A 24,861-nucleotide genomic window follows, 5' to 3' on the forward strand; every position below is an offset into this window, starting at 1 on the left:
CATCGCTGGCATGGCTGTTTCTCCGCGAGCCCTTGGTCTTGAGATTCGCCAGCACTGTGTTCGTGTCGATCGTCATGACGGCGAATACCAGATGGGCGAGGTGTAGGCCCGCTCCTGCCCCTTGAGGCGCACCGATGGCGGAAGGGTCAGCCGATACTTCACGGCGTCGTAAGCCACCCAGGTTGGCGTCGGGATTTCCAGGACCCGCACGTAATAGAAAGCGCGCAAGGATCGATCGAAGTCTGGATCGGTCCAGACGGTGGTCAGCGTCGGGGCGCCGATCGTGTTGCGGTAACTCGCCCGAGCAAGATCGACTGTATCACCCACTGCCGGCACCTTGCCACTCACCGGCTGGCGCTTTGCCATGTCCGACCAGACGACATCGAAGACCTTTTCCTGAGTCCGTCCGGCCTTGTCGACCCAACCCTTTACCACCTGCACCCGGTCAAGGTTTGCTCCCCTTGAATCCTTTAGAGCGGAGATGATGAAGCGCGGGCGGGCATTGGGCATTGCGTCTAAAAGAGTACCGCCCATCGGTACGCCGCGCTTGTAGCCAGCATGGACCCAGTCACCTTTGAGGTCGCTTTCAGTGAAATCCCAACCGCCAAAGACCCTTACGGTCATGCGCGGCCCTGTGGTTGCGTAGACTTCCTTCTTCATGATGGCATCGAAGATGGCGGCGCGAGTGTTGCCGCGAGCCCAGACCGCCGCATAGCCCGAAGCAAGCGACTGCCAGTTCATCCTGACCTTGTCCAAGCCTGGCACGAACGCATCCGTAGCCCGATGGGCGCTTGGTTCCACCACTGGGCTCTTGCCGAAAAAGTTGTTTTCGTCGGCGGTTGCGAGCGAAGTGTGTGAATCTGTCGAACCAATCACGCCGAACTTGTAGGGATTAGCCCCGACACGCTGCTCGATCGCTAGACCGCGTTTAAGCGCTTCGCGCACATAGCTGCCGGCATAGTCGCCCGGCTTGGTCGGCTGCGAATTGAGCACATTGTTCAAGTCCCAGCCTTCCGTGCCATAACCGGCGAATTCATCGTTCGGTGACAGGAACGGGTGAGCTTCGCTATCGCCCTTGATCTGCGTAATCTCGACGACTGGCTCGCGCGTTGCCCGGCGACGCGCATAGGCCGCGCTCATCGGCCCGCCGCCGGGTGCAATCATTTCCCACATCAACCCGTTGGATAGATTGCCGTTGTGCGGGATGGCCAGTACGCGACCGCCCGTCGCCTTCTCGTAAGCATCCATGTAATCCCACAGTGCTTCCGGCGAGGTGTAATTCGCCTCTTCCAGGGGCACCACAGTCTTCACCCGGTCGGAACCATCGCGGAAGATCACGTTGCGGTGCAGATTGTTCCCACCGTTCATAAGCGTATATTCAAAGCCCAGAAACGCGGTGAACTTGCCCGGTTCATTGTACCGCTCGACCGTGGAAATGTGGTCATCCCAGACCGAACGCAGCCGTTCTGCCGACTTCTCCGGGTCCGGATCACTCATCTGCGCGGGTAATTTGTTGGCCAGCCTAGCCCGGATCAGCTCGCCCATTGCCTTGAGCGAACCTTGCGGACCCTCATGCATCAGATCGTGCCAGCGCCGCATGGTCGGATCGCGGATCAAAAAGCGCGGCGCATCGTAAAGCTCATTGAGCCCGCCCAGACCAGCCGAATGGTCGCTGATCACCAGGAAATCGAGAGGGCGGGCAAGCTGTGCCTCGATACCCGTGGTCGACTTGACCTTTTCCCCCCGTGCGAAACGAAGTGCATCCTCGGGCATGAGGCGATTGCCGTAACCGAAGGCGTCAGCCGAGTTGGCCGTGTGGAGATGAGTGTCGCCCCAGAAGACGCGCTCGGGCACATCGGTGAGCTGAACGTCCTGTTCGTTGGGCTTTGGCTTCATCCAGTTCCGAGCTTGATCGCAACCACCAAGCACCGATGCCATGATGCCCGCAGCCAGCAAACCAGCGCGCAGCGAGGATACTCGTGATCGAGACATTTTCATGAAGCCCGCCGATCACCATTCACCCGAATTGCCAGGCGCTTCTGGACACAAAGTGTCGTTTGAAAAGTCTGCCGGTGGCTTGAATGGCAAAGTGAGCCACCGGCAGCAGGAGTGAGCTCAGATCACATCACCAACGGAATTTGAGTTCGATCCCGTAAGTCCTCGGCAAGCTCAGCCTTTGTTGGGACAACACCGCGACTTGCTGGCCAGTCACAGTATTGGTCCCGTTGGCCGAGAACTGCGCCAGTCGGTGGGTTTCGTTGGTCAGATTACGACCGACGAACGCGATCTCCAGGCCCTCAAACTGAATGCCGGCCCGTAGATCGAGAGTTTCGAAATTGTCCATCGGAAATGCTGGTACCACCGAGACAGTTACATCCTGTCGGCCGCCCCATTGCCCATGGTAATGGAGGTTGATGAAGCCATCGAGCCCCTGGACGATCTCGCGCTTGTAATTGGCGGTTGCGTCAACCAGCCAGCTGGGATTTTGAGCGATCTCGGTATCGACGATCGGCAAGCCGTTCAGTCTCTCCCCATTTGGACCGGTCGTCGGCACGAAACTGAAGCGGGCGCGTTGGTGGGAAACCGACGTGTTGAAGCTGAACTTGCCACCTGCCAGGTTGTAGACGCCCGACACTTGGCCTTCGAGGCCCCAGCCTTTCACCGTGCCGGCGTTGACGACATAGTTCACAACAGTGTTGAGGCAGGCATTGGTCAACGCGCATCCGTCATTGACGCTCGTCAGCGCATCGGTTGTCCTGTTCCAGTAGGCAGCGACGGAGAAGAAGGTCCGTCTTCCCAGTCCGCCCTTGAAGCCCAACTCGTAGCCCATGTTATGCTCTGATCCATAAGACGGAGTTGCAGGGGCATAGGTCAAGGCGGCAACGACCCCAGGCGGATAGGGCGGCAAGATAAGCGGCGGCGAATTTGCCCCCGTGTTAAATCCACCGACGCGATAACCACGCCCTAGCTTCGCGTAGAAGAGGCTTTCGGATCCCGGGATCTTGTAGCTGGCCGTTGCCGAGTAGCTCCACTCACCGGCATCGTAATCGTAGGAGTTGTCCGGAATCGTGCCGCCGCTGAGGAACGGATAGAGCGCGCCGGTGTACAGCTGCCGGGTCTGGCTGGTTGCAGACTTTGTGTCCTTCGAATAGCGCAGCTCGCCGCCAAGATTGAGTCCTTCAACCAGCTCGTATTTGAGCGAGGCATAGGCCGCCCACGACTTGTAGCGATTGCGGTTGTCGTTGATCCGACCATAGGGACTGGCGACTGGGAAGCAGGTCGCCCCGAGCAGCGGAGTGCAAGTGGGGGCGACCGGCGTTCCGCCGCATACTCCACGTCCGATTACCAGAGCAGGCACCGTCCGACTGGCACAAGGATCCTGCGTCGCAGTCGAGTTCGCTTCCTGCGGCTGGCTGAGGTATTCGAAGCCGGCAAGCCAAGTCAGTTTGCCGTTCATCGCAGGCGCGCCAGCCAGGTGCATATCAATATAATAGCTCTTGGTTTCCAGGCGCGATGTGGTTTGCTGGAAAGGCCACAAACCGCGGTTCCCAAGCCGTTGCTGCGCGATCAAGGTTTCGACATCAAGACGATCGACATCCACATTCTGGGTAACGATTGTTTGGCGGTAACTTGCAGTGCCAACCAGATTGGCCCAGCCGAGGTCATAATCTGCCGACAGGTGCAGGTTATTCACGATCTGGCCGGCACTGTCATCGCCATTGGCCGGAATGCGGCGTGGATCCTGGAAGAACCCATTCGGGAAAGCCGGGTTTCCCGGGTAGCCAGTTGTCGTGTTGCGTGGTTCGAAGGTGTAGGATGACCATTGCGCAGGAAGATCCATGTCCTGCCGCTGGGCCAGAAGGTTGACATCGAGATCCCCCGAACGGAAGCGGATTTGCCCCCGCACGATGTATCCTTGGGTCACGTCGTAATAGGTGTCACGGGTGGGATTGTAAGCGAACCCGCCGTTCTGATCGATACCCTGGGCGCTCACCCGAACCGCCAGGCTATCGCTGACCTTGAAATTCGCGATCAAGCTGCCGATCGTTTGGCTCGTTTCAATGGTGTGCGTGCTCGCGACCTCGCCGCTGGTTTCAAATTTCGGTTTGGCCGAGATCAGGTTGATGACGCCGAATTCGGCATTTCGCCCGTAAAGCGCGCTCTGCGGGCCAGTCAGGACCTCGACGCGCTCTACGTCGAATGAGTCAATCGGGGCAAAGTTGCGCCCGCCAGAGCCACTGTAGCCGATATAGACTCCGTTGGCGTAGAGACCCACCGAAGAATCGGCACCAGTCGCGCGCTGGGTGCCCGAACCGCGGATCGAAACTTCGCTCAGTACCTGGTTGGCAAGGTTGTTAAAGCGAACGCCCGGGGTCGAGCTTACAAGATCGGCGGTGTTGGTCACCGGGCCCACAGCGGCGAGTTGCTCGGCAGTGACGACAGTCACCGAGGCGGGCACATCGCGAAGCTTTTCTTCGCGTTTGGTGGCCGTGACGACGATCTCGCCAGCTGCCGCTTGCTGGTCTTCCTCGGCTGCCAGAGCCGGCACGCTGGAAAGCCCGGCGATCATGATCGCCATTCCGGCACAGACCTTGGCAATGCCCCAAGGGGTAGGCGAAGAAAGCGCTGAAGTTGAAAGCGCTGCGATAGTGATGCCCCGGTTCATTTTTTCCTCCCAAATTTTGGGGCCAATCTATGGTTGCGGGCGGGCAAAGTATATTCTAGCTCAGGAATGATATCATGCCCTTTGAGAATGAATATGGGCCAATCCCGAGGTTGAAAAGTGATGCCAGAGCGCCGCAAATCGATAGACGGCTATGCTTTGTTACCGACCTGGAGCGATGACCTGATCGATCTGAGGCAGATCAATCAGGTCATCCAGATATGCGAAACGGGAAGCATTACCGACGCGGCCTCGCTTCTCGGAATGACCCAGCCGGCGCTGAGCAAGAGCATTGCCAAGCTAGAGGCTCAGCTGGGGGTGAAGCTGTTCAAACGCGCGGGTGTCGGCATTCAACCAACCGAGCTGGCCCGCCTGATTGTGGTCAGGGGCAAGGCTCTGCTTAACTCTGCATCGCTGCTTGATGCTGAAATCAAATCTCAAGCCGCTGGTGAAAGCGGCGTTTTGAGGATCGGTTTCACCCCTGCATCACGCATATATCCCTTACGAGCCATACCGGCCGAGATAAGCGCGAAATTTCCAAACCTGCGCCTCAATATCCAGATGCAGAGCGGAAGACGGCTTCTTGACGGCCTGATGGAGAACAGTCTCGATCTCGCCATTGTCTATCACCTCAGTGCATTGCCGTATGAAGACCTTATGAAGGTGAAGCTGATCGAATCCAGGGTGATCTGCGTGGTTCGACCGGGTCATCCGATTCTCGGACTGGAGCGGGGTCAGATGAGCAAGCGGTTGCTTGATTTCCGCATGGCATCGACTGGCCTCAACCCCAAATGGCTCAATCGCCTGTCGCAGCAGCATCGGGCAAATGCCACGGCAATCCATTGCGAAGACTTCATCACGGTCATCGACTGCGCCACGGCCAGCGACGTCATCGGGCTTGGCCCGGCTTTTGCCTTCAAGTCACAGTTGGCCGACAATACGCTGATCGAAGTACCGAATGACTTCACCGAGAAGTTTGCAGCCTGGTTGGTGGGGCGTCCGGAAGTTTGGCAAGCACCCGTGACCCGCGAAATCATCAATATCGCCAAGGCTGCGGCAGCGACTTTGGATTAGCTAGTATGCGCCAGGTTCCAGGGCAGTTCTCGGCTGTCTACCGGCGTTCCAGACCCTTGGCTTCCATCCGCCACTTCATCTGATCAAATCGGTCCTGGCCGAAAAAGGGTTCGCCATCGAACACCATCAGCGGGACGCCCCAGTGACCAGCCTCGCGCTGCGCCAGCTGGCTTTCTTCCACGATCGCCGCATAGTGCGCCGTGTTACCGGCGATAGCAGCGTCGAGTTCGGCCAGGTCCAGGCCTGCCCGTGCGGCAGCTTCAGCCAGATGATCCCCTTCATTCCAACCGTCCACTTCACCGCTCCAGATCAGGTGGCCGACTTCATTGAGGAACGGCAGGCCACGCCCGCGCTCTGCCGCTGCTACGCCGAGATAGGTCAGGCGATGAATGTAGGGCTGCGGTACGCGATAGTTGCCATTTTCCCGGTAAACCGGATCAGGCTGGGGCCAGCGGAACGGCAGGCCGAGATAACCGGCTTCCCGATGCACATCCATCATGAAGTATTGGAACCACTGCGGATCGCGGCCATCGAAGAATTCAGGCGTCCGTATGGCCAGCGGGAAAACCGGCCGAACATGGCAATCCACAGCGTACTGTTCGGTCAAGGCGAACAGCCGCGGCGTGACAAGATACGAATAGGGCGAACGAAATGACCAGTAGAGTTCGAAGCTGAGCGTCATGAACGATTACCTTTCCTGAATCCTGATCTCAGTTGTTCCGACCGGAAGGTCTATCGTCATGCCATCCTGCGCCAGCCGCCAGTCCAGCTTCTCGCCCTGGTCGATGCCGGCGATGAATGTATCGGGAAACCCCGGCATACCCGCCTGTGTCAGATGGGTCAGAACCAGCATCCGCACGTTGGCCTGGCGCGCAAGCTTGACGGCGTCTGCAGGTTCGGTGTGATAGGTTACAGTATCGGCAAGCAGCGCAGACGCTCTGGAAGTGGGGGCCGCCCGCGAGGCCGCCAGCATCATCGGATTGCTTTGCGCTTCGTGAATGAGCAGGTCGGCATCCTTGGCGGCAACCGCTAGCGGCGGCCAGGCCTTGGTATCGCCGCTGATGACAATCGAACGCCCCTTGTAGTCGAAGCGATAGCCAAATGCGGGATCGACCGGCTCATGATTGACACGGATTGCCGTGACCGTCAGATCGCCATCCTTCCAGGCGATCGTGGTTCCATCGGGCTTTGGAATGGTGACCGTTTGTGAACCGAGTCGAGCGGCTTCAAGGGGAAATCTGATCTCTCCATGTTCATGATGCGCTTTGCGGAATACCTGATCGCGCTCGTAAACTAGGTTAAATCCTTGGGCGAGACCGTCGACACCTTCGGGGCCGACAATGATCAAGGGGCTGGCCCGGCCGTTAATCCAACTTTGCTCGGACGCTTCACCCACACCAGCGATGTGATCGCTGTGAAGATGGGTGATGAAAATTGCTTTCATGTTTGCGGTCGGTGCCCCCATACGGCGCAGGTTGTCCCAACCTCCGACCCCAATATCGATCAGGTAGAGCTTGCCTCCCGCAAGGATCGCAGTGCACGATTGGGCCCGACCCGAATTGGGTAGAGGACCGCCGGTGCCGCAGAAAAGCACCTTCATGCCATCAGAGCTTGCTGCTACGGAAGCAGGAGGGGGTGCAACCGGGGCAGCAGGCGAAGGTGCCGGACTTTTAGCGCCGGCCTGACCCATACGAGCCCTCAGGGTATCGATTTCGACCGGCGTGATCTTTCCGTTCCCGTCGACGTCAACCATCCCAAAGCGGTCGGCCGGGCGACCCGCAGCAACCCACTCATCCTTGCTGACCACGCCATCGCCATTAGTGTCAGCCTGCTGCATGATTTGCGAGGTTGGCGGCATCTGTGCTGTTGCGGTCTGCGCCCAGAAACAGGCAAAGAGAGTCGAAGCGAGCAACTTGAGCTTGTTCATTTCTGGCCCTTATCGGTGGCAGGAAAAAATTTCGGAGTGTTGCGACTACGGTGTGGATCAGGGTGGTCGTCGTCTGGCGCAGATTGAATGGCTGAGGGCTGCCTATTCGGGGCCGCCGCCGTAGAGCAGGGGTCTGGGGTTCACAGCAGCGCCGTCAACGTAACCGCGTACCAGCTGCGCATACTTGCCCTTGCTCTCGGGACGCGGGGTCATCATCCAGTTTCCTGGCGGTGCCATCGTCGCCGCCCAGACCGCGAGCGCGGTCTTCATGCGCGCGACCCTTCGGGGGTGAACAGCGGCAAGATCGCGCCGTTCACCAAGATCGGAATGGAGGTCGAACAGGAAGTAGTCACCTTCCGCGCGCACGAGTTTCCATCGTCCTTCGCGCACCGCGCCAAACATCGTCGATTCCCAAAACAATTGGCGATGCGCATCGCCCGATTTTTTGCCGCGCAAATAGGGAAGCAAGTTGACACCATCTAGGCCATCAGTTGGCGCATTGGCCGCTCGCAACGCCGTTGCAGTGATGTCCATGCCGATACCAACGGTTGCCGAGGTTCGACCTTGCGGCACGACACCGGGCCAGGAAAAGATTGTCGGCACCCTGATGCCGCCTTCCAGAGTGGTTACCTTGACGCCATTCAGAGGACCGTTTGTCGAGGTCGTCTGCCAGGTCGGACCGCCGTTGTCGCTGGTGAACACGATCAGCGTATTTTGCCTCAAGCCGTTGCGCTCAAGCGCCTTGACGATCTCGCCTACGCCATCGTCAAGTGCGAGAAGCATGGCCAGATAGGTGCGCCGATCGGGATCCTTGATGCCTTTCACCCTGTCCAGATAAGCTTGGGTCGTCTGTAGCGGCGCGTGAACCGCGTTGTACGACGCATAGATGAAGAACGGCGAGCTCTTGTGCTGGTCGATGAAGTCGACCGCCTCCTTGGTAAAGGCTTCAGTGGTGTGGGCCGGCATGGTTGCGGGTTTACCGTCTCGCAACGCCGCCTTGCTGCCCGAACTCGCGTGTGCCGTATAGGCGAACGCACCCTCGAGAAAACCGAAGAAACTGTCGAAGCCGCGCGCATTGGGCGAAGATGGCGGAGTGTAACCAAGGTGCCACTTGCCCACCATGGCGGTTGCATAGCCCCGTGCCTTAAGCCGTTCCGGCAAGGTCCGCTCTGAACCCGGCAAGCCATAGCTCTCCAGGTTACGGGCGCCGGGGTTTCCGAAGAAGCCAAAGCGCTGCTGATACTTGCCCAGCATCAGCGCGGCGCGGCTGGGCGCGCAGGTAGCTTGGTTGGCGTAAAAATCGGTCATCCTCACGCCGCTTGCTGCCAGGCGGTCAATATTGGGCGTCTGGACATCACGCCCGCCATATGCGCCGACATCCCCATAACCCAGGTCGTCGGCGAGGATGACGATGATGTTCGGGCGAACGGGCGGGCGCGAAGGCGCGGCCGTCACAGGCACTGGTGCAACGATCGCGAGGCACAGCAGAGACCTGCATAGCGCCGCCCAAGCTTGTCGCATCACGCATTCCTCCATAGCTTACGACCCGCGGAGGGCCCGTCGACCCTGGACGCGGACAGAGCCCGATATCGCAGACATAAGTGGCGATTGGGCAAAGCAGCAAATTCTCCGTGGGCATGTATTCAGTCTATGATGGAATGGCTGTCGCTATTGATGACAAGCCGGTCGAGGGCCTATTGCCGAGACGCAAACGCCCAAATTGAGTCCGCACGCTGACTTGAGAATCTGAGAGTCTTGCCGAACGACTGGGCATTGGATCCAAGTTCGTCACGCCGTTCGAGAAGTTTATCGCTTTATAACAATGCATTGAACCAGAGAGATTGCTGAGCCGCAGGTCCATTGGAATGCGAATTTCAAAACCTGAGCATTTCTCACATGTTGATGCAACGAGCCGAGCGCCGTCAATCGAGGATGATGAAGATGCATGATCTGGTAATCAGGGGCGGTACAGTAGTCGATGGCAGCGGCCAGGCGCCGTACCGCGCCGATGTTGCGATTGACGCTGGACTGATCAGTGCTGTTGGCAACGAGGTTGGCAAGGGGCGCGAGGAAATCGACGCAACTGGCAAGTTCGTCACTCCGGGTTTTGTCGATGTCCATACGCACTACGACGGTCAGGCGACGTGGGACAGCGAGATGGCCCCATCGAGCTGGCACGGGGTCACCACGGTTGTCATGGGCAATTGCGGCGTCGGGTTTGCCCCTGCCGCTCCAGACAAGCATGATTGGCTGATCGGCCTGATGGAGGGCGTCGAGGATATTCCGGGAACCGCATTGACCGAGGGCCTGACCTGGGACTGGGAAACTTTCCCGGAATACATGGATGCGCTGGCGCGCAGGCCCCGCACGATCGACATTGCGACGCATGTACCGCACGCTGCGGTTCGCGCCTATGTAATGGGCGAGCGCCAGGCCCGGAACGAAGACCCGACTGAGGCGGACATCGTCCGCATGGCTGAGATTGTCGAAGAAGGCCTGCGGGCTGGCGCGCTCGGGTTTTCCACCTCGCGGACCGCAGTCCACAAGTCGATCAAGGGTGAGCCTGTGCCGGGCACCAGTGCGACCAAGGAAGAACTGATCGCAATCGGGCGGGCGATGGGCCGGGCCGGCCACGGAGTGTTCGAACTTGCATCCGATATGCGACGCGATTGGGACGAGCTTGGCTGGATGGGCGAAGTCAGCCGCGAATTCGGACTGCCCGTAACCTTTAGCGCCGTGAAGACTCCAGGGCAGGAGGTCGATCTCGAAGAGCAATTGGAGGAAATGGCAAAGCAGAACGCCATGGGTGCCAGGATCTTTGCCCAGATCGCCTTGCGCGGTATCGGGGTGATCATGGCCTGGCAGGGCACTGTCCACCCCTTCCGCTTCCGCCCGGCCTGGAAGGAAATTGAAGGCCTGCCGTGGGATCAGCAGCTAGCCCGCCTCAAGGACCCGGCCTTCAGAGCGCGCATGATCAGCGAACCGAACGTCTTCCCCGAGAGCGATGTCGTGATGCTTCTGCACATGATCGCGGGCGGTTGGTTCATGCACTACGAGATGGATCCGGACTTCAACTATGAGCCCGGTGAGGCCGATTCGATAATGGCCCGTGCCGCTGCAGCCGGGGTCACCCCTGAATCGCTGGCTTATGATCTGCTGATGCAGGATGAAGGCACCGGTTTCATCTATTTCCCGATCATCAATTACCAGGACGGCAACCTGGATTTCCTCAAGGAGCTGCAGCTGCGCGACGATACCGTCACCGGTCTTTCCGATGGCGGGGCGCATTGCGGCACGATCTGTGATGCCGCTGCAGGTACCTTCGCGCTCCAGCACTGGGTGCGCGATCGTGCGGCTGGGCGGATCCCGCTCGAGCTTGCGATCAAGCGCCAGTGCCGTGACACGGCGTTGCTTTATGGGATGGAAGATCGCGGCCTTCTCGCGTCGGGCTATCTCGCCGATATCAACGTCATCGATCTGGATGCCCTCAAGCTGGGCAAGCCATGGATGGCCTTCGATCTGCCAGCAGGCGGCAAGCGCCTGCTGCAAAAGGCCGATGGCTATTGCTATACGATCAAGGCTGGCCAAGTGACCTTCAAGGATGGCGCGATGCAAGGCCCGTTGCCGGGCGTGGTCATTCGCGGGCCGCAGGTTGCGTCGACCGCATTGGCCGCTGAATGATGGGCCGATGACACGCAAGGGAAAATGGTTGCTGGCGTTGGCCCTGCTCGGCGGAGCAGGCTATCTGGGCTACAGACACGTCTTTGATATCGCAGCCGCGATTGACCGATGGCGCAATCCGATTGCAGAAAACCGCGAAATAGTCTGGTCGAAGGGGCCGGCGGTCGCGCCTGCGGGCGAGCGGCCGCCGAACGTCATCCTTATTGTCGCCGACGATCTGGGGATGAACGACATTTCGCTTTATGGCGGCGGTGTGGCGGGGGGGGCGGTGCCAACCCCCAACATCAATTCAATTGCCGAACAGGGCGTCAGCTTCGCCAACGGTTATGCCGCCAATGCCACCTGCTCGCCCTCGCGCGCGGCGTTGATGACCGGGCGCTATCCAACCCGCTTCGGGTTCGAGTTCACCGCTGTTCCTGGCGGGACCTGGGCTGTCAAGCTGGCGGCGGGCGGTGACCCATCGCCCTACCCGGTGATCATTCACAAGACGCCTCCAGGCACGCTGGCCTATAAAGATCAGGGCGTTCCCAATTCTGAAATCATGTTGCCCGAGGTGCTCAGGGCCAGGGGCTATCACACCGTGCATATCGGCAAGTGGCATCTGGGAGAGTCCAGCCTACTGCGCCCGACCTCGCAAGGCTTTGACGAAAGCCTTGGCATCCTTGGCGGCGGCGGGCTCTACCTCCCGGAAGACGACCCTCAATCGGTCAATGCCAAGCTGGACTTCCGTCCGCGTGACGCGGTTACTTGGACGATGCTGCCCTATGCCGTGCAGTGGGACGACGATCAGCGCTTCACGCCAAAGGGTCACCTGACCGACTATTTTACCGACAATGCGCTGGCCGCCATAGAAGCCAATCGCAACCGGCCATTCTTCTTGTATCTGGCTTACAATGCCCCGCACACACCATTGCAAGCCACCAAGGCCGACTATGATGCGCTTCCGCAGATCAAGGATCATACCGAACGCGTCTATGGGGCAATGATCCGCCAGCTCGATCGCCGGATCGGGGATATCCTGAAAAAGCTGAAAGATACCGGGCTCGACCAGAACACACTGGTGATTTTCACCAGCGATAACGGTGCGGCCTGGTACACAGGCATCGCCAATTCAAACAAGCCCTATCGCGGATTCAAGGCGACGTTCTTCGAAGGCGGGATCCACGTTCCGCTGCTGATGCGCTGGCCGGGCCAAATCACGCCGGGAACGGTACGCAATGACTTGGCGCAGGGGCTCGATATGTTCGCCACCATCGCCGCGGCAACGGGGGCGCAGATGCCAGGCGACCGCGAAATGGACAGCGTCAACCTGCTTGGCCCCGGACCGCGCCGCGAAGTCACTTTCTGGCGCTCGGGCGATTACCGCGTGGTTCGCGCGGGCGACTGGAAGCTGCAAGTCTCGAAGCGGCCCGACAAGGTCTGGCTGTTCAACCTCTCCACGGATCCCACCGAGCAGGTGAATCTTGCAAGCCGCGAGCCCCAGCGGGTGGCCGCCTTGCGCAAGATGATCGAGGACCAGAACGCGAAGATGCCCCCACCGCTCTGGCCCGGGCTGATCGAGGCGCCGGTTCGCATCGACGTGCCGCTCAACGCACCTTGGAGCAAGGGTCAAGAATACATCTACTGGAGCAACTGACGGCTTCATCCGCAGCCAGGGCTACTCGGCAGCCAACATCCATTTGCCTCGAACAGGAGTGCGACAGTTATGCTGGAAGAAATCACAACGGGCCTGAACGAGCGGGTCGCGAAGGCAGACTTTCCCTATAAGGTGAAGTTCGATTTTCGCGATGATGGCAAGGTCTTCATCAACGGTCCGGCCAAAACCGTGACCAACGACGATGCTGAAGCCGATACGACGATCATCGTGAAGATCGATGATTTCGTGAAAATGGCCCAAGGCCAAATGAACCCAATGATGGCGTTCATGACCGGCAAGCTCAAGGTCTCGGGCGATATGGGAATTGCCGCAAAGATCGGCCCGCTGCTGGGCGACGGCTGATCTAGAAGACTCGGCGTGGATCAGCTTGCCCTGGAGTATAATCGATGAGCGTGTCTCGTACCCCTGAAAACCTTGCCGTTGTTGCCCGGAACATCCGCTTTGATGTTACCGCTGCGAGGGATGGTCACTGGCTTGGTGGAGATCCGGTTGGCACTGCTGTGTTTAACGCAATGTCGCTGACTTTTCCGCTTGGAGAGCGCCTGTTCATGGATGCCGTGCGCGCCTACCGACACAAGCTCTCCGGTCGTCTGGCCCAGCAGGCGAAGGACTTCATCGCCCAGGAATCCATTCACTCGCGCGAGCACCATAATCTCAATGGCACGATCGATCGGTCGCGCTATCCGGTCGAGCGGATCGAGGCGGAAATTGCGGAGCAGATCGGCCTTGCACGGTCGGCCGGACCAATGCGGATGCTGGTTGTCACGATCTGCCTCGAACACTTCACTGCGATGCTGGCAGACATCTTTGCGGCGCACGAAGATCTGTTCACCAAGACCGAAAAGCCGATCAGGGACCTGTGGCGCTGGCACGCCATGGAAGAGAGCGAGCACAAGGCTGTCGCCTATGACGTATTCCTTGTTGCGACAAAGGAGTGGTCGGGCTTGCGCCGCTGGTTCCGCCGGTCGCTCGCACTGTTGCTGATCACCTTCTTCTTCAGCCGCAACATCAGTCGGTGGGCGTCGTGGCTGCTTGAGGCCGATGGATATTCCCCCAATGGGGCGAAGAAGGCGGTGCGCGAATTCCTCTGGCGGAAGCCGGCCCTCTTCGGGTCTGGCCGAAAAATCTGGCTGAGCTGGTTCAAGCCGGGATTTCATCCCTGGGATCACGAAAACCACGAACTGATGACGAAGTGGCAGGCTGAGTTTGATCTGGCTGCGACAAACTAGACTGGGCAGACTGGGAAAGGACTTACAGCCATGATCCGAAAGATCCTGAAATTTTCGACGATCGGTCTCGTCCTTGTCGCGGCCATCGTCGGCCTTGGTCTGCCCCATATTCTCAGATCGCTGGGCTTGCACCCGCACTATGATGTTCCGGCCATCAATCTCGCCGGAATGCGAGCGCTCATCATCACAACCAGCCAAGCGACACTTGGTGAGAACGGCAAACCCACCGGCGTGTTCGCCTCGGAGATGACCGCTCCCTACTATGCGTTCCTCGACTCCGGAATGGAAGTCGACATGGCGAGCATCAAGGGCGGCCAAATTCCGATCGAACCCGCATCGCTGAACTGGCCGGTGGCTTCCGCGCCAGACAAGCGTTACCTCGACGATGCGGCGTTCCAGGCTAAGGTCTCCCATTCATACAAGATCGATCAGATCGACATAAGCAAGTACGATATCGTCTTCCTTGCTGGTGGCTGGGGAGCAGCTTACGACTTTGGGCAGTCTTCGATTTTGGGTAGCAAGATGGCAGCCTTCTATACGAATGGGGCAGTCATCGGTGGCGTTTGCCATGGGCCCTTGGGCTTGCTGCAGGCAAAGGGCGCTGATGGGCAATTGATCATCAAAGGGCGGCGAATTGCTGCCGTAACCGACAAGCAGATCAAGGAACTGGGCATCACTTTCACGCCCATGCACCCTGAGCGTGATCTTCGAGCTGCAGGCGTTGTGTTTGAGGCCAACACGGCGTTCCGAGATCTCTTTGCGAACAAAGTTGTGGTCGATGGCCGGATTGTCACCGGACAGAATCAGAACGGCGGCACGGAGACGGCCGTGAAAATGATGCAGGTCCTTCTGGCCACGCCTCGGCCTGCAGGGCAGGAAAGTAGCCAGCCAGGATAACAATGCAGCAGCCTGCGCAAATGCGAAAGAAGCCCCGGCAGGCGCGTTCTGACGCGACTGTCGAGGCGATCGTCGAGGCGGCAGCGCTGATCCTTGAGAATGATGGGGAGGCCGGGCTTACCACCGCCAGGATCGCTGAACGGGCAGGCGTTTCGATCGGCTCGGTCTATCAGTATTTCCCGAACAAGGACGCGATCGTCCTGACCCTGTTTCGGCAGGAACGCGAAGCGGTTGCTGCAACCATCACACAAACCCTCGCCGACTTTGAGGCGTTGCCCAGCGATGCCGTTATCGAAGCGACGATCGCGGCTTTCGTGGCTTACGCACGCGCAAATCGCAAACGCCGCCGCCTGATCGCATTGGCCCTGGCGCTGTCGATTGGCCTCGATGACCGGGGCTTCGAGCTCCATGATCAAATCAGCGCTCTCGTAGCCAAGTTCTCGCAGCACGACCCCAGTGTTCGACCGCTTTCACCAGCCGCCGCCTTCGTGATCACGCGCGCCATCATCGGCACAATCCGGCTTGCCATCGTCGAGAACGCGGATGTGCTCGACGATCCGGAATTCGAGGCTGAGCTCTGCCGGTTGGTGAATGGATATATCCGCGCTTGAACCGCCGCAGGCGAACCGGGCCAAGAAGCGTTGTTCCCAACACTCTCGGCCCCGATCCGCGAGCCTGCCTGGCAACCGGCAACTACCTGGACGCGGCTGCGATCGCAGCCTTGATCTGCTGCATTGTCAGGTAGCCCCGTTTGGCAGTATCGAGCCGATCGAAATTGGCGTAAACCCGGGGCATTCCTGCTTGCGCCTCAACCTTGGTCAACCTGCCGTCATGGTTGGCGTCAGCGGCTTTGAAGCGGGCCTCGACCTGCTTTTCCTGTTCGGTTGAAGCCATAGCCGCGAACGGAATAGTTGCCAGTGCTGCGGCAATAGCGATATTCAACTTCATTGGATCATCCTTTAAATGTGTTATTAATTCAGAAACTTGGATACCGTTTGTCACCTGACAATAACATGAATGATCATCCGATTGTTGGCGCATTGAAACCGTTGATGCGGTCACTTTGAATTGATACGGCGTCTCTGTCTGCGCCACCAAATAAGCCCAGCAATTACCGCAAAGAGCCCGGCTGCGACTGGCCACAGCCCCAGCAGCCGTGGGATCAGAACTGTACGCCGAACATTGGCCGCAATCTGAGCTGGTGCCGAGTACCCTACAGGCATCGGAAGGACACCATCGGCTCTGGCATATGCCGTGTAGTCCGCCTGCATGGCGGCAACACGATCGGGCTCCATCGCCGCCAGATCGCGCGTTTCACCTGGATCGCGAACGATATTGTAAAGATGCCATGCACCGTCGCCATAGGGCGGCAAGTTCTTGACCAGCTTGTATTCGCCCTTGAACAGGGCAGAATTTCCCGCAAGCTCGTATCCCAGCGGCTGGTCCTGATCATGCACCGTCGGCGCCTCTCCGGTCAGCACCGGAAACAGACTCTCACCTCGCATCGGCTCTACCGTGCGTCCTTCGAAATGGCCGGTGGGCACCTGAGTCCCTGCCATCGCCAGCAAGGTCGGTGCAATGTCGGTGACGTGGGCGAATCCCGGCGCCACGGCTCCACGCTGGAACGCTGGATTTCCCGGCCAGGCGACGATCAACGGAACGCGCAGGCCGCCTTCGCTCGCGGTGAATTTGTATCCCCGAAGCGGCGCGGCGGCCGCGCTGGCAAAACCGGCACCGATGACTGTCAGCGAACCGGGTCTACCCTGTTGCCCGAGGCTTTGATCATAACGCATCTTGACGTTGAACCGGGAAAGGGCCCCCATCGCCATCGGATCGGACGGTTCAGGGCCGTTGTCTGACAGGAACACGAAGACGGTATTGTCATACTCACCCGTCGCCTTGAGATGCGCGATCAGCCGTCCGATTTCGCGGTCCATGGCGGTCGCCATTGCGCCATAGACTGCCATCGCCCCTGCTCGCTGGTTGCGCTCAGCGGGCGAAAGCGATGACCAGTTGGTAGTCGTCGACATCTCTACCATCTGCACATCCCCCGGCATGATGCCGCGGGCGATAGCTCCTTGCCGACGCTGTTCGCGTAGTGCCGTCCACCCCGCTTCATAGCGACCACGATAGGCCGCTATATCAGCGTCCTCCGCCTGAACTGGAATGTGATTGGCGAGGAAGTTGATGGAGGCGAAGAATGGCTTTCCGCTGGAACGACCACTGTCGATATAGGCCACCGCTTTGTCGACAATCAGCGTAGAGGAATAAAACCGCTTTGGCAGCTGTGCCGGTTTGCCATCTTCGGTCCAATCCGCGCGGTCGTAGAGCAACAGGTTGGGCTTGTTTTCAAAGTTGTCGGCACCCGTCTGCGACAGCGCCAGGGACCGATCATAACCGCGTGCGCCAGGCAGGCTGGTCCTTGTGTGCCCCAAATGCCATTTGCCTGTGAAATAGGTCCGGTAGCCGGCACCGCGCAGCAGCTCGGCAATCGTCGCAACGCGATTGTTCAATTCGCCCCCGTAGCCCGGCCTTCCGAGATGCTCTGGGGGAGTGGTTTCCAGCAGGTTGCCAATCCCAGCACGATGGCTGCTCACCCCTGTTTGCAGCATTGCGCGAGTAGGAGAGCAACTGCCGGCCGCGTGGAAATTGGAGAAGCGTACTCCTAAGGCTGCGAGAGCATCCAGATTCGGCGTCGCCATCTCGCCACCGAAGGCCCCCACATCGGTAAAGCCCCAGTCATCGGCCATCAGGACGATTATGTTCGGCTGCTTCCTGGTTTGCGCCAATGCGCCGGGGATGCTGAGGGACAGTGATGACAACGAAACCAGTGCGGTGGTGATAGCCGCCTTCCACAAGGGCCTCGAATTGCGGCTCTGCATCATCATCACATTGCGTCCGGAGCAAATTCACACGATTGGCGAAAAAATATATGAGCATCCCTCAGCTTTGAAAAATCGCATTCTGATGGGTCTGGGATTCACAGATTTCGCCTCTTCAACTCTTTGTCATAACGAAACAAAATACTCGAAAGGCGCGACGAGTATGCGTCCGAAGGCCCAAGCTTCACGCACGACTCTCAGTTAATCAAACTGCCTGCGCGCTCAGACAATCGTTTTCACGAGGCAACAATAGGCCGTCATTCGGCACAACGGCAATAACGACCCTCATTCCCCTGCAGAATGAGTCTATGTCTAAGCAGAATTTGCTGCATCGCCGGGGTGCTCCATAGTGTCTGTGATATCGTTCTTGACGGCATTGACGGCGGCTGGCTCCCTGCATGCCACGAAGTATGGAGGAATGAGTGCCACCAAGACTTTGGGCAGTGCAATTCACACGGTGCTTCAATCATGAAGAAGTGTTGCGATGTCCAAAGCGACCGGCAGCCGGCATCACTCTGGCCGCAGCCTCATGGAGAAGTTGATGGCCGAAACGAGCGCGCCTGAACTGACGAACGCTGTTCGTGGATCTGAAGGATACGGGTCGCCAGGCTATCGAGCCTATGTCCTCGGTACGCTTCTCGTCGTCTATATCTTTAATTTCGTTGACCGAACGATCATCAATATCCTGACGGAGCCAATCAAGCTTAGTTTTGGCCTTGAAGACTGGCAAATGGGGTTGCTCGGCGGACCTGCCTTCGCCGCGCTTTATACCTTCATTGGTATTCCCGTGGCGAGGAGTGCAGAGCGGCATAATCGCGTGCTTATCATAGCGTCGGCCATCGCGATCTGGAGCCTGTTCACGGCGCTTTGCGGGTTTGCGATGTCATTCCTTATGCTTTTTCTCTTCCGGATCGGTGTGAGCATTGGTGAGGCCGGGTGCACTCCTCCGGCTCAGTCGCTTATCGCGGATTACTTCAGGCCATCACGGCGCGCCACGGCAATGTCGATCTACGCACTGGGCGTTCCGCTCGGCAGCATGTTGGCGTCAGTTTTTGGCGGACAGATTGCTGGTCTGGACGGTGCAGCGTTCGGTGCTTGGGTCAATTCGATGAACATGGGGATCCTGTTCGGTAATCTGGATTGGTCGCATGTCGAAGGTTGGCGCGTTGCTTTTGTCGTTGTTGGTCTCCCTGGCTTGCTGCTGTCACTGATTGTATGGCGAAGCGTCAAAGAGCCGCCGCGCGGTTATACCGATCCAGCCGCGCTCCAAGGGTTGGAGAGTGCAAGTTTTCAAGAGGCCCTCCGGGTGCTGAGCAAAAAGCCGGCCTACGTACACGTCATGATCGGCGCGATGCTTGCTTCTTTCGTTGGCTACGGGGTTGCGCAGTTCACCCCATCATTCTTTATCCGGACACACGGCCTTTCGATCCAGGATGCTTCCATGCTCTACGGGATTGTCCTGGGTGTAATGGCTGCGATTGGAGTGTTCACCTCCGGCTGGCTGGCCGACAGGATATCGAAGCGGCACCCTAATGCACTTTCATGGTTGCCCGCATTGGGAATGGCCGCATCCGTCCCGCTTTACGCGTTTGGCTTCCTGGTCGACAATCTATGGCTGGCGATGCCTGCTCTGATGATCGCCGCGATGATCCACTATTTTTATTTGGGGCCAATGTATGCGGTGTCGGGAGGGGTAGTCGACAGCAGGATGCGGGCAACATCGGTCGCGGTCACACTGTTTGTGGTAAATTTGCTAGGGTATGGCCTTGGCCCCCCGCTGATCGGGATCCTCTCAACTTCCTTGAAGACCGCGTTTCTGAACGGGCAAGGACTCGGGCTGACGCTGGATGCGTGCAAGCCACTGCTTTCGCTTGCCCCCGAAGCAAAGTTGCTTCTCGGTGGTCCGGAACTAAAAGCCCATCTCGCCTGTTCCAGCGCAGAAGCGCGCGGTTTGCAGTGGTCCATAGTCATCTTCATTTGCGGCTATGGTTGGGCTGCACTGCATTACCTTCTTGCGGGTCGTACACTCCAACGCGACATGGTCGCCAGCCCTGCGCCCTAAAAGAACGGAAGCGTTTGTAATGTTGCCTGGTTCAGTCAGTCCGCTTCGGGATTGAGAATTCAACGAAGCCAATATTGATGTCGTTGCGAAACCAACATCTGCTTTCGCGAACATAGCCGACGTTCATGTCGCTTCAGTCCGAGCTCGAAACCGGACATCATTCCGAGCGGCACGATTTGACGGCTCCTGGGCCGGAAACCGACTGGCAGCTTTCAGTGCGAGAAAATGGGAAAGCAGCCTCTCAAGTGGGCGAAGGTTTCTAGAATTTACTAGTCAGCAGTTCGTTTCCATTAGCATGAATACGGGCCTGCAAGCTCAATCACCCGGCTCTGCTACTCCCACGAGATCACGCCGTCCGCCGAACGCCAGCTCGCTGGCCGGATCATTTTCTCATGGGCGATTCGGACTGACCTTATCTCCGCCTCGATCTCGCGCCGCCAATGCGCGAGGAAATCGAACAGCACCGGAAAATCCGGTGCTGCATCGTATTCCTGCCAGGCATAAATCTGCAGGAGCGAGGGGTAATCCGGCATGAAATAGCAGATTTCTGCCGTGGTCAGCCCGTATCCTTCCAGCTGAACCAGGAAAGCGCGGTCGGTCATTGCAGTGTGGGCTGGCTGTCTGGGCCGTCGAGCGAGCGCAGTGCCGCGAATACATCGTCAACGGAAACCGGAGCTTTGAGTTCGGGAGGCTGGCGCATTGCAGGATGATTTTCGACGGCATGCCGATCGGACGCCCAGGAAGCCAGGATGGCTCGCTTCACTTCGGGCTCAAGCGAGGGATGATGCGCTACATCGAACGGATGCAGGTAGCGCGCGAATGGTTGCGACATAGGAACATCCTCCTTTCTGCCTTGCCGCTGATCACTCACTGCGGATTGCTCCGCTCACCATATTTTGTGAGTCCATTTCAGACCGTCAAGACCCTGATAAGGCGTACGGAAAGTGCCCATTGGCAGTCGCAATCGGGGAGTGCCAAAAAATTTGGTTTGGACCTCTTGAAGCCGTTTTCAGCAAAACTAGATCGCGCACTGCCTCCTGCCGATCATCCGGGGGAGGCGCTGTAAGTCATTTCGCTTTGTAATGGAGGTTATGCATGCATTTCCGACCTTTGCACGATCGCGTGCTGGTTCGCCGCATCGAGGCCGAAGAAAAGACGGCCGGCGGCATTATCATCCCCGACACCGCCAAGGAAAAGCCGATGGAAGGCGAAGTCGTCGCCGTGGGCCCTGGTGCGCGTGACGATTCCGGGAAGCTGGTGGAACCCGCCGTCAAGGCAGGCGACCGCGTCCTGTTCGGCAAGTGGTCCGGCACCGAAGTGCGGATTGATGGCGAGGACCTGCTCATCATGAAGGAGAGCGACATTCTCGGCATCATCGAAACCACCGCCGAACTCAAGAAGGCGGCGTAAGCAATCAACCCAATCTTCAGTTCAATCGAAAGAAGAGAAAGGAGCAGGCCAAAATGGCTGCGAAGGAAGTAAAGTTTGCGTCTGACGCGCGTGATCGCATGCTGCGCGGCGTGGATACGCTTGCAAATGCGGTCAAGGTAACTCTCGGCCCCAAGGGGCGCAACGTGGTGATCGAGAAGAGCTTCGGCGCTCCCCGCATCACCAAGGATGGCGTCACCGTTGCCAAGGAAATCGAACTCAAGGACAAGTTCGAAAACATGGGCGCGCAGATGCTGCGCGAAGTCGCCAGCAAGCAGAACGACAAGGCGGGTGACGGCACGACCACCGCCACCGTTCTGGCCCAAGCCATCGTGCGCGAAGGTGCCAAGGCGGTTGCTGCCGGCATGAACCCGATGGACCTGAAGCGCGGTATCGACCTCGCCGTCGGCACCGTGGTCAAGGACCTCGAAAGCCATGCTAAGAAGGTGTCGGCCAACAGCGAGATCGCGCAGGTCGCAACCATTTCCGCCAATGGCGACGAAACCGTCGGCCGCATCCTTGCCGAAGCGATGGAGAAGGTCGGCAATGAAGGCGTGATCACGGTCGAGGAAGCCAAGAGCCTCGAGACAGAGCTCGAAACGGTCGAGGGCATGCAGTTCGACCGCGGCTACCTCTCGCCCTATTTCGTGACCAATGCCGAAAAGCTGAAGGTGGAACTCGAGGATCCGTACATCCTCATTCACGAGAAGAAGCTGTCGAACCTGCAGGCGCTGATCCCGCTGCTCGAACAGGTCGTGCAGTCGGGCAAGCCGTTGCTGATCATCGCGGAGGACGTCGAAGGCGAAGCCCTTGCTACCCTTGTGGTCAACAAGTTGCGCGGTGGCCTGAAGGTCGCGGCCGTCAAGGCACCCGGCTTCGGCGATCGCCGCAAAGCCATGCTGGAGGATATTGCCATCCTTACCGCCGGTAATGTGGTCAGCGAGGAACTTGGTACGAAGCTCGAGAACGTCACGATCGGCATGCTCGGCCGGGCCAAGAAGGTCATCATCGACAAGGACAACACTACCATCGTCGATGGTGCCGGCAACAAGGCCGACATCGACGCCCGGGTCAGCCAGATCCGTGCCCAGATCGAGACCACGACCAGCGACTACGACCGCGAAAAGCTGCAGGAACGCGTGGCGAAGCTGGCTGGCGGCGTCGCCGTCATCCGTGTCGGTGGTGCCACCGAGGTCGAGGTCAAGGAGCGCAAGGACCGCGTCGACGATGCGCTGCACGCGACCCGTGCCGCTGTCGAGGAAGGCATCCTGCCGGGTGGCGGTATCGCCCTGCTGCGTGCGCTCAAGTCGCTCGAAGGGCTCAAGGCCGCCAATGACGACCAGCAGTCGGGTATCGACATCGTGCGCCGCGCGCTGCGCGCACCGGCTCGCCAGATCGCCGAAAATGCGGGCGAGGACGGTGCCTATATCGTTGGCAAGCTGCTCGAAGGTGACGATTACAACCACGGCTTCAACGCCGCGACCGGCGAATACGAAGACCTGGTGAAGTCGGGCGTAATCGATCCGGCGAAGGTCGTTCGCACGGCGCTGCAGGATGCAGCTTCAGTCGCCTCGCTGCTGATCACCACCGAGGCATTGGTGGCGGAACTGCCTAAGGACAACGCGCCTGCCCCGATGCCGGCGATGGACTTCTAATCGCGAGAGGAGAGCGCTGTATCGTACCGCGCTCTCCAATCCGCGAACACCAGGCAGTTAGCAATGCCAGTTCGGCACCTGCTCACGCGGCCTGACACCGGGCAGGTTCTGAACGGGGCTTAACGGATCAATCGGTCGAATGAGAGAGGAGGAGTCTATGGCCGACAGGTATCTGGAGTATCTTTCACGCGAACATGCACGGCTGGAGGATAAAATCCGGCAGGAAAGCAAACGACCCCGGCCTGACGAAGTTTTGATTGCCCGCCTTAAGAAGTTGAAACTGGCGCTCAAGGACCAGATGCAATCCTGGGCTGGCACTCGCCCGAGTCCCGATCGGCTGACCGCGTAAAAAGGGGCTGGGCTTACTCATTTTTTCTCCTGGAAGAGGACCAGGCGTGCCTGTGTCGGTGCGCCTGGTCCTTGTTTGCAAGATACTGAAAGAACGATTGAAAAAACTTTTTCGGGAAATCTTGAAACCGATTGAGCGGCTTCTAATTCTATCAGTGCCGGATGCCATAATGGGTCCGGCTGGACAGAGGGCGTCGGCTCTTGGTTCCCGGCGTCTCTCATGCCCAGATTGCTCAACAAGGAGGATTTGGAAATGAGAACTGCATTTGATTTGACCCCCTATCGCCGCTCGACCGTCGGCTTTGATCGCCTGTTCGATGCGCTCGAAAACAGCTTCCGCGCCGAGTCGCAGGACAGCTATCCGCCGTTCGACATCGTTCGCACCGGCGAAGACAGCTACCGGATCACCCTTGCGGTGGCCGGATTCCGTCCGGACGAGATCGACATCACCGCACAGCAAAACCAGCTCGTTATCACTGGTCAGAAGACCGAAAAGGACGAGGAAGGTGTCGAGTTCGTGCATCGCGGTATCGCGGCCCGCGCGTTCGAGCGCCGGTTCCAGCTAGCCGATTATGTCGAGGTGCGCGAGGCCAGCTATGAACACGGCATGTTGACGATCTCGCTCCAGCGGATCGTCCCGGAATCGCTCAAGCCGCGCAAGATCTCCATCGGAAGCCGCGAGCATGTCAACGACGACACGCCGCAGCTGACCGAAGACAAGGCGGCCTAAGCCGCAATAATCGGGCAAATGCTCGGCGGGGTGGGTGTGCGCACCTGCCTCGCTTGATGGGCTGTGCCCCAACCAGTCGGATGAAAGGAGGAATGTCGAGATGGCTATTCGCGATCTCATTCCCTGGAAGATCCAGGGCCAGGACATCGTTCCCCGGCAGGAGGAGCGGGTCGATCATCCGGTGATGTCGCTTCACCGGGATATCAATCGCTTGTTCGACGATATGTTTCGCGGGTTTTCCATGCCCTCGCTGCCGTCCATCGGACGCAGCATTGGCTGGCCGCGTGTGGAGTTGTCGGAGAACGACAAGGAAATCCGTGTCATGGCCGAACTGCCGGGCATGGAGGAAAAAGACATCGAAATCAGCCTAGACGATCATCAACTGGTGATCCGGGGTGAGAAGAAGTCCGAGACCAGCGACGAGGAACGCGGCTATTCCGAACGCAGCTACGGCCGCTTCGAGCGCCGCATCGGTCTTCCCTCGCAGATTGACGAAGGCAAGGTCGAGGCCGCTTTCCGCAACGGTGTTCTGACCGTTAGAATTCCGCGTACCTCAGAAGCGGCAAAAGGCCGCAAGACGATCCCGATCAACGCCAGTTAATGGCAGCCAAGAGGGCCGGTCCTGCCC

22 protein-coding genes are annotated in these 24,861 nt (G+C 58.8%); 13 read left to right on the forward strand and 9 right to left on the reverse strand.

Features of this window, described 5'->3' with window-relative positions:
• Window positions 1–72: 72 nt before the first annotated feature.
• A complete protein-coding gene (locus O9281_RS14005) occupies window positions 73–1,938 on the reverse strand; it encodes a DUF3604 domain-containing protein (RefSeq protein ID WP_298187075.1) in 1,866 nt (621 codons plus the stop codon).
• A 187-nt stretch (window positions 1,939–2,125) separates the two neighbouring features.
• Window positions 2,126–4,666 carry a TonB-dependent receptor gene (locus O9281_RS14010; protein WP_298187077.1) on the reverse strand — a complete coding sequence of 847 codons (2,541 nt, stop codon included), beginning with the start codon at window positions 4,664–4,666 and terminating at the stop codon, window positions 2,126–2,128.
• A gap of 120 nt (window positions 4,667–4,786) precedes the next feature.
• Here O9281_RS14010 and O9281_RS14015 point away from each other — a divergent pair, with 120 nt between their 5' ends.
• Complete coding sequence (locus O9281_RS14015) at window positions 4,787–5,737, forward strand: LysR family transcriptional regulator (RefSeq protein WP_298187079.1); 951 nt, start codon at window positions 4,787–4,789, stop codon at window positions 5,735–5,737.
• 37 nt (window positions 5,738–5,774) lie between these two features.
• Here the strand turns inward: O9281_RS14015 and O9281_RS14020 are convergent, their stop codons facing one another.
• The 3 genes from O9281_RS14020 to O9281_RS14030 form a co-directional block, all read right to left on the reverse strand.
• Complete coding sequence (locus tag O9281_RS14020; RefSeq protein WP_298187082.1) at window positions 5,775–6,419, reverse strand: 2-hydroxychromene-2-carboxylate isomerase; 645 nt, start codon at window positions 6,417–6,419, stop codon at window positions 5,775–5,777.
• A gap of 6 nt (window positions 6,420–6,425) precedes the next feature.
• A complete protein-coding gene (locus O9281_RS14025) occupies window positions 6,426–7,664 on the reverse strand; it encodes an MBL fold metallo-hydrolase (RefSeq protein ID WP_298187084.1) in 1,239 nt (412 codons plus the stop codon).
• Between the two features lie 102 nt (window positions 7,665–7,766).
• On the reverse strand, window positions 7,767–9,125 hold the full coding sequence (locus O9281_RS14030) for a sulfatase-like hydrolase/transferase (RefSeq protein ID WP_298187087.1): 1,359 nt from the start codon (window positions 9,123–9,125) through the stop codon (window positions 7,767–7,769).
• A gap of 474 nt (window positions 9,126–9,599) precedes the next feature.
• Here O9281_RS14030 and O9281_RS14035 point away from each other — a divergent pair, with 474 nt between their 5' ends.
• From O9281_RS14035 to O9281_RS14060, 6 genes are all read left to right on the forward strand, one after another.
• Window positions 9,600–11,345, forward strand: coding sequence for an amidohydrolase family protein (locus O9281_RS14035; RefSeq protein WP_298187357.1), 1,746 nt, complete (start codon window positions 9,600–9,602; stop codon window positions 11,343–11,345).
• Between the two features lie 7 nt (window positions 11,346–11,352).
• Window positions 11,353–12,981 (forward strand): sulfatase-like hydrolase/transferase, encoded by a 1,629-nt coding sequence (locus tag O9281_RS14040; protein ID WP_298187089.1) that lies wholly within the window; start codon window positions 11,353–11,355, stop codon window positions 12,979–12,981.
• Between the two features lie 69 nt (window positions 12,982–13,050).
• On the forward strand, window positions 13,051–13,344 hold the full coding sequence (locus O9281_RS14045; RefSeq protein WP_298187090.1) for an SCP2 sterol-binding domain-containing protein: 294 nt from the start codon (window positions 13,051–13,053) through the stop codon (window positions 13,342–13,344).
• Window positions 13,345–13,388: 44 nt separating this feature from the next.
• Complete coding sequence (locus tag O9281_RS14050) at window positions 13,389–14,231, forward strand: metal-dependent hydrolase (RefSeq protein WP_298187094.1); 843 nt, start codon at window positions 13,389–13,391, stop codon at window positions 14,229–14,231.
• A 30-nt stretch (window positions 14,232–14,261) separates the two neighbouring features.
• A complete protein-coding gene (locus O9281_RS14055; protein WP_298187096.1) occupies window positions 14,262–15,128 on the forward strand; it encodes a type 1 glutamine amidotransferase domain-containing protein in 867 nt (288 codons plus the stop codon).
• Window positions 15,129–15,130: 2 nt separating this feature from the next.
• Window positions 15,131–15,739 (forward strand): TetR/AcrR family transcriptional regulator, encoded by a 609-nt coding sequence (locus O9281_RS14060; protein WP_298187099.1) that lies wholly within the window; start codon window positions 15,131–15,133, stop codon window positions 15,737–15,739.
• 82 nt (window positions 15,740–15,821) lie between these two features.
• Here the strand turns inward: O9281_RS14060 and O9281_RS14065 are convergent, their stop codons facing one another.
• Window positions 15,822–16,076 (reverse strand): hypothetical protein, encoded by a 255-nt coding sequence (locus tag O9281_RS14065; protein WP_298187101.1) that lies wholly within the window; start codon window positions 16,074–16,076, stop codon window positions 15,822–15,824.
• A gap of 110 nt (window positions 16,077–16,186) precedes the next feature.
• The gene (locus O9281_RS14070; RefSeq protein WP_298187103.1) at window positions 16,187–18,016 is read right to left on the reverse strand and encodes an arylsulfatase; all 1,830 of its coding nucleotides are present in this window, start codon (window positions 18,014–18,016) and stop codon (window positions 16,187–16,189) included.
• 478 nt (window positions 18,017–18,494) lie between these two features.
• Here O9281_RS14070 and O9281_RS14075 point away from each other — a divergent pair, with 478 nt between their 5' ends.
• Window positions 18,495–20,072: an MFS transporter gene (locus O9281_RS14075; RefSeq protein ID WP_298187106.1), complete on the forward strand. Its 1,578-nt coding sequence runs from the start codon at window positions 18,495–18,497 to the stop codon at window positions 20,070–20,072.
• A 332-nt stretch (window positions 20,073–20,404) separates the two neighbouring features.
• Here O9281_RS14075 and O9281_RS14080 read toward each other — a convergent pair whose 3' ends face one another.
• Together O9281_RS14080 and O9281_RS14085 are read right to left on the reverse strand one after the other, a co-directional pair.
• Window positions 20,405–20,674, reverse strand: a complete 270-nt coding sequence (locus tag O9281_RS14080; RefSeq protein WP_100868481.1) for an usg protein — start codon at window positions 20,672–20,674, stop codon at window positions 20,405–20,407.
• Window positions 20,671–20,904: a hypothetical protein gene (locus O9281_RS14085; RefSeq protein ID WP_100868480.1), complete on the reverse strand. Its 234-nt coding sequence runs from the start codon at window positions 20,902–20,904 to the stop codon at window positions 20,671–20,673. Before O9281_RS14085 ends, O9281_RS14080 begins: the two co-directional genes overlap by 4 nt.
• Window positions 20,905–21,167: 263 nt before the next feature.
• On the opposite strand from O9281_RS14085, the gene groES reads away from it, so the two are divergent.
• The 5 genes from groES to O9281_RS14110 all read left to right on the forward strand — a co-directional run bounded on the left by groES (window position 21,168) and on the right by O9281_RS14110 (window position 24,834).
• Window positions 21,168–21,482 (forward strand): co-chaperone GroES, encoded by a 315-nt coding sequence (gene groES, locus O9281_RS14090; RefSeq protein ID WP_188822545.1) that lies wholly within the window; start codon window positions 21,168–21,170, stop codon window positions 21,480–21,482.
• A gap of 53 nt (window positions 21,483–21,535) precedes the next feature.
• Window positions 21,536–23,155, forward strand: coding sequence for a chaperonin GroEL (groL, locus tag O9281_RS14095; protein ID WP_039337605.1), 1,620 nt, complete (start codon window positions 21,536–21,538; stop codon window positions 23,153–23,155).
• A gap of 157 nt (window positions 23,156–23,312) precedes the next feature.
• Entirely contained in the window at window positions 23,313–23,504 is a 192-nt protein-coding gene (locus O9281_RS14100) for a DUF465 domain-containing protein (RefSeq protein WP_039337623.1), read from the forward strand.
• Window positions 23,505–23,723: 219 nt separating this feature from the next.
• Complete coding sequence (locus O9281_RS14105; protein WP_298187125.1) at window positions 23,724–24,233, forward strand: Hsp20 family protein; 510 nt, start codon at window positions 23,724–23,726, stop codon at window positions 24,231–24,233.
• Between the two features lie 100 nt (window positions 24,234–24,333).
• Window positions 24,334–24,834 carry an Hsp20/alpha crystallin family protein gene (locus O9281_RS14110; RefSeq protein ID WP_298187127.1) on the forward strand — a complete coding sequence of 167 codons (501 nt, stop codon included), beginning with the start codon at window positions 24,334–24,336 and terminating at the stop codon, window positions 24,832–24,834.
• Window positions 24,835–24,861 lie beyond the last annotated feature (27 nt).

The organism is Novosphingobium sp. (assembly GCF_027531025.1).
In the GTDB taxonomy this organism is placed as follows: Bacteria; Pseudomonadota; Alphaproteobacteria; order Sphingomonadales; family Sphingomonadaceae; genus Novosphingobium.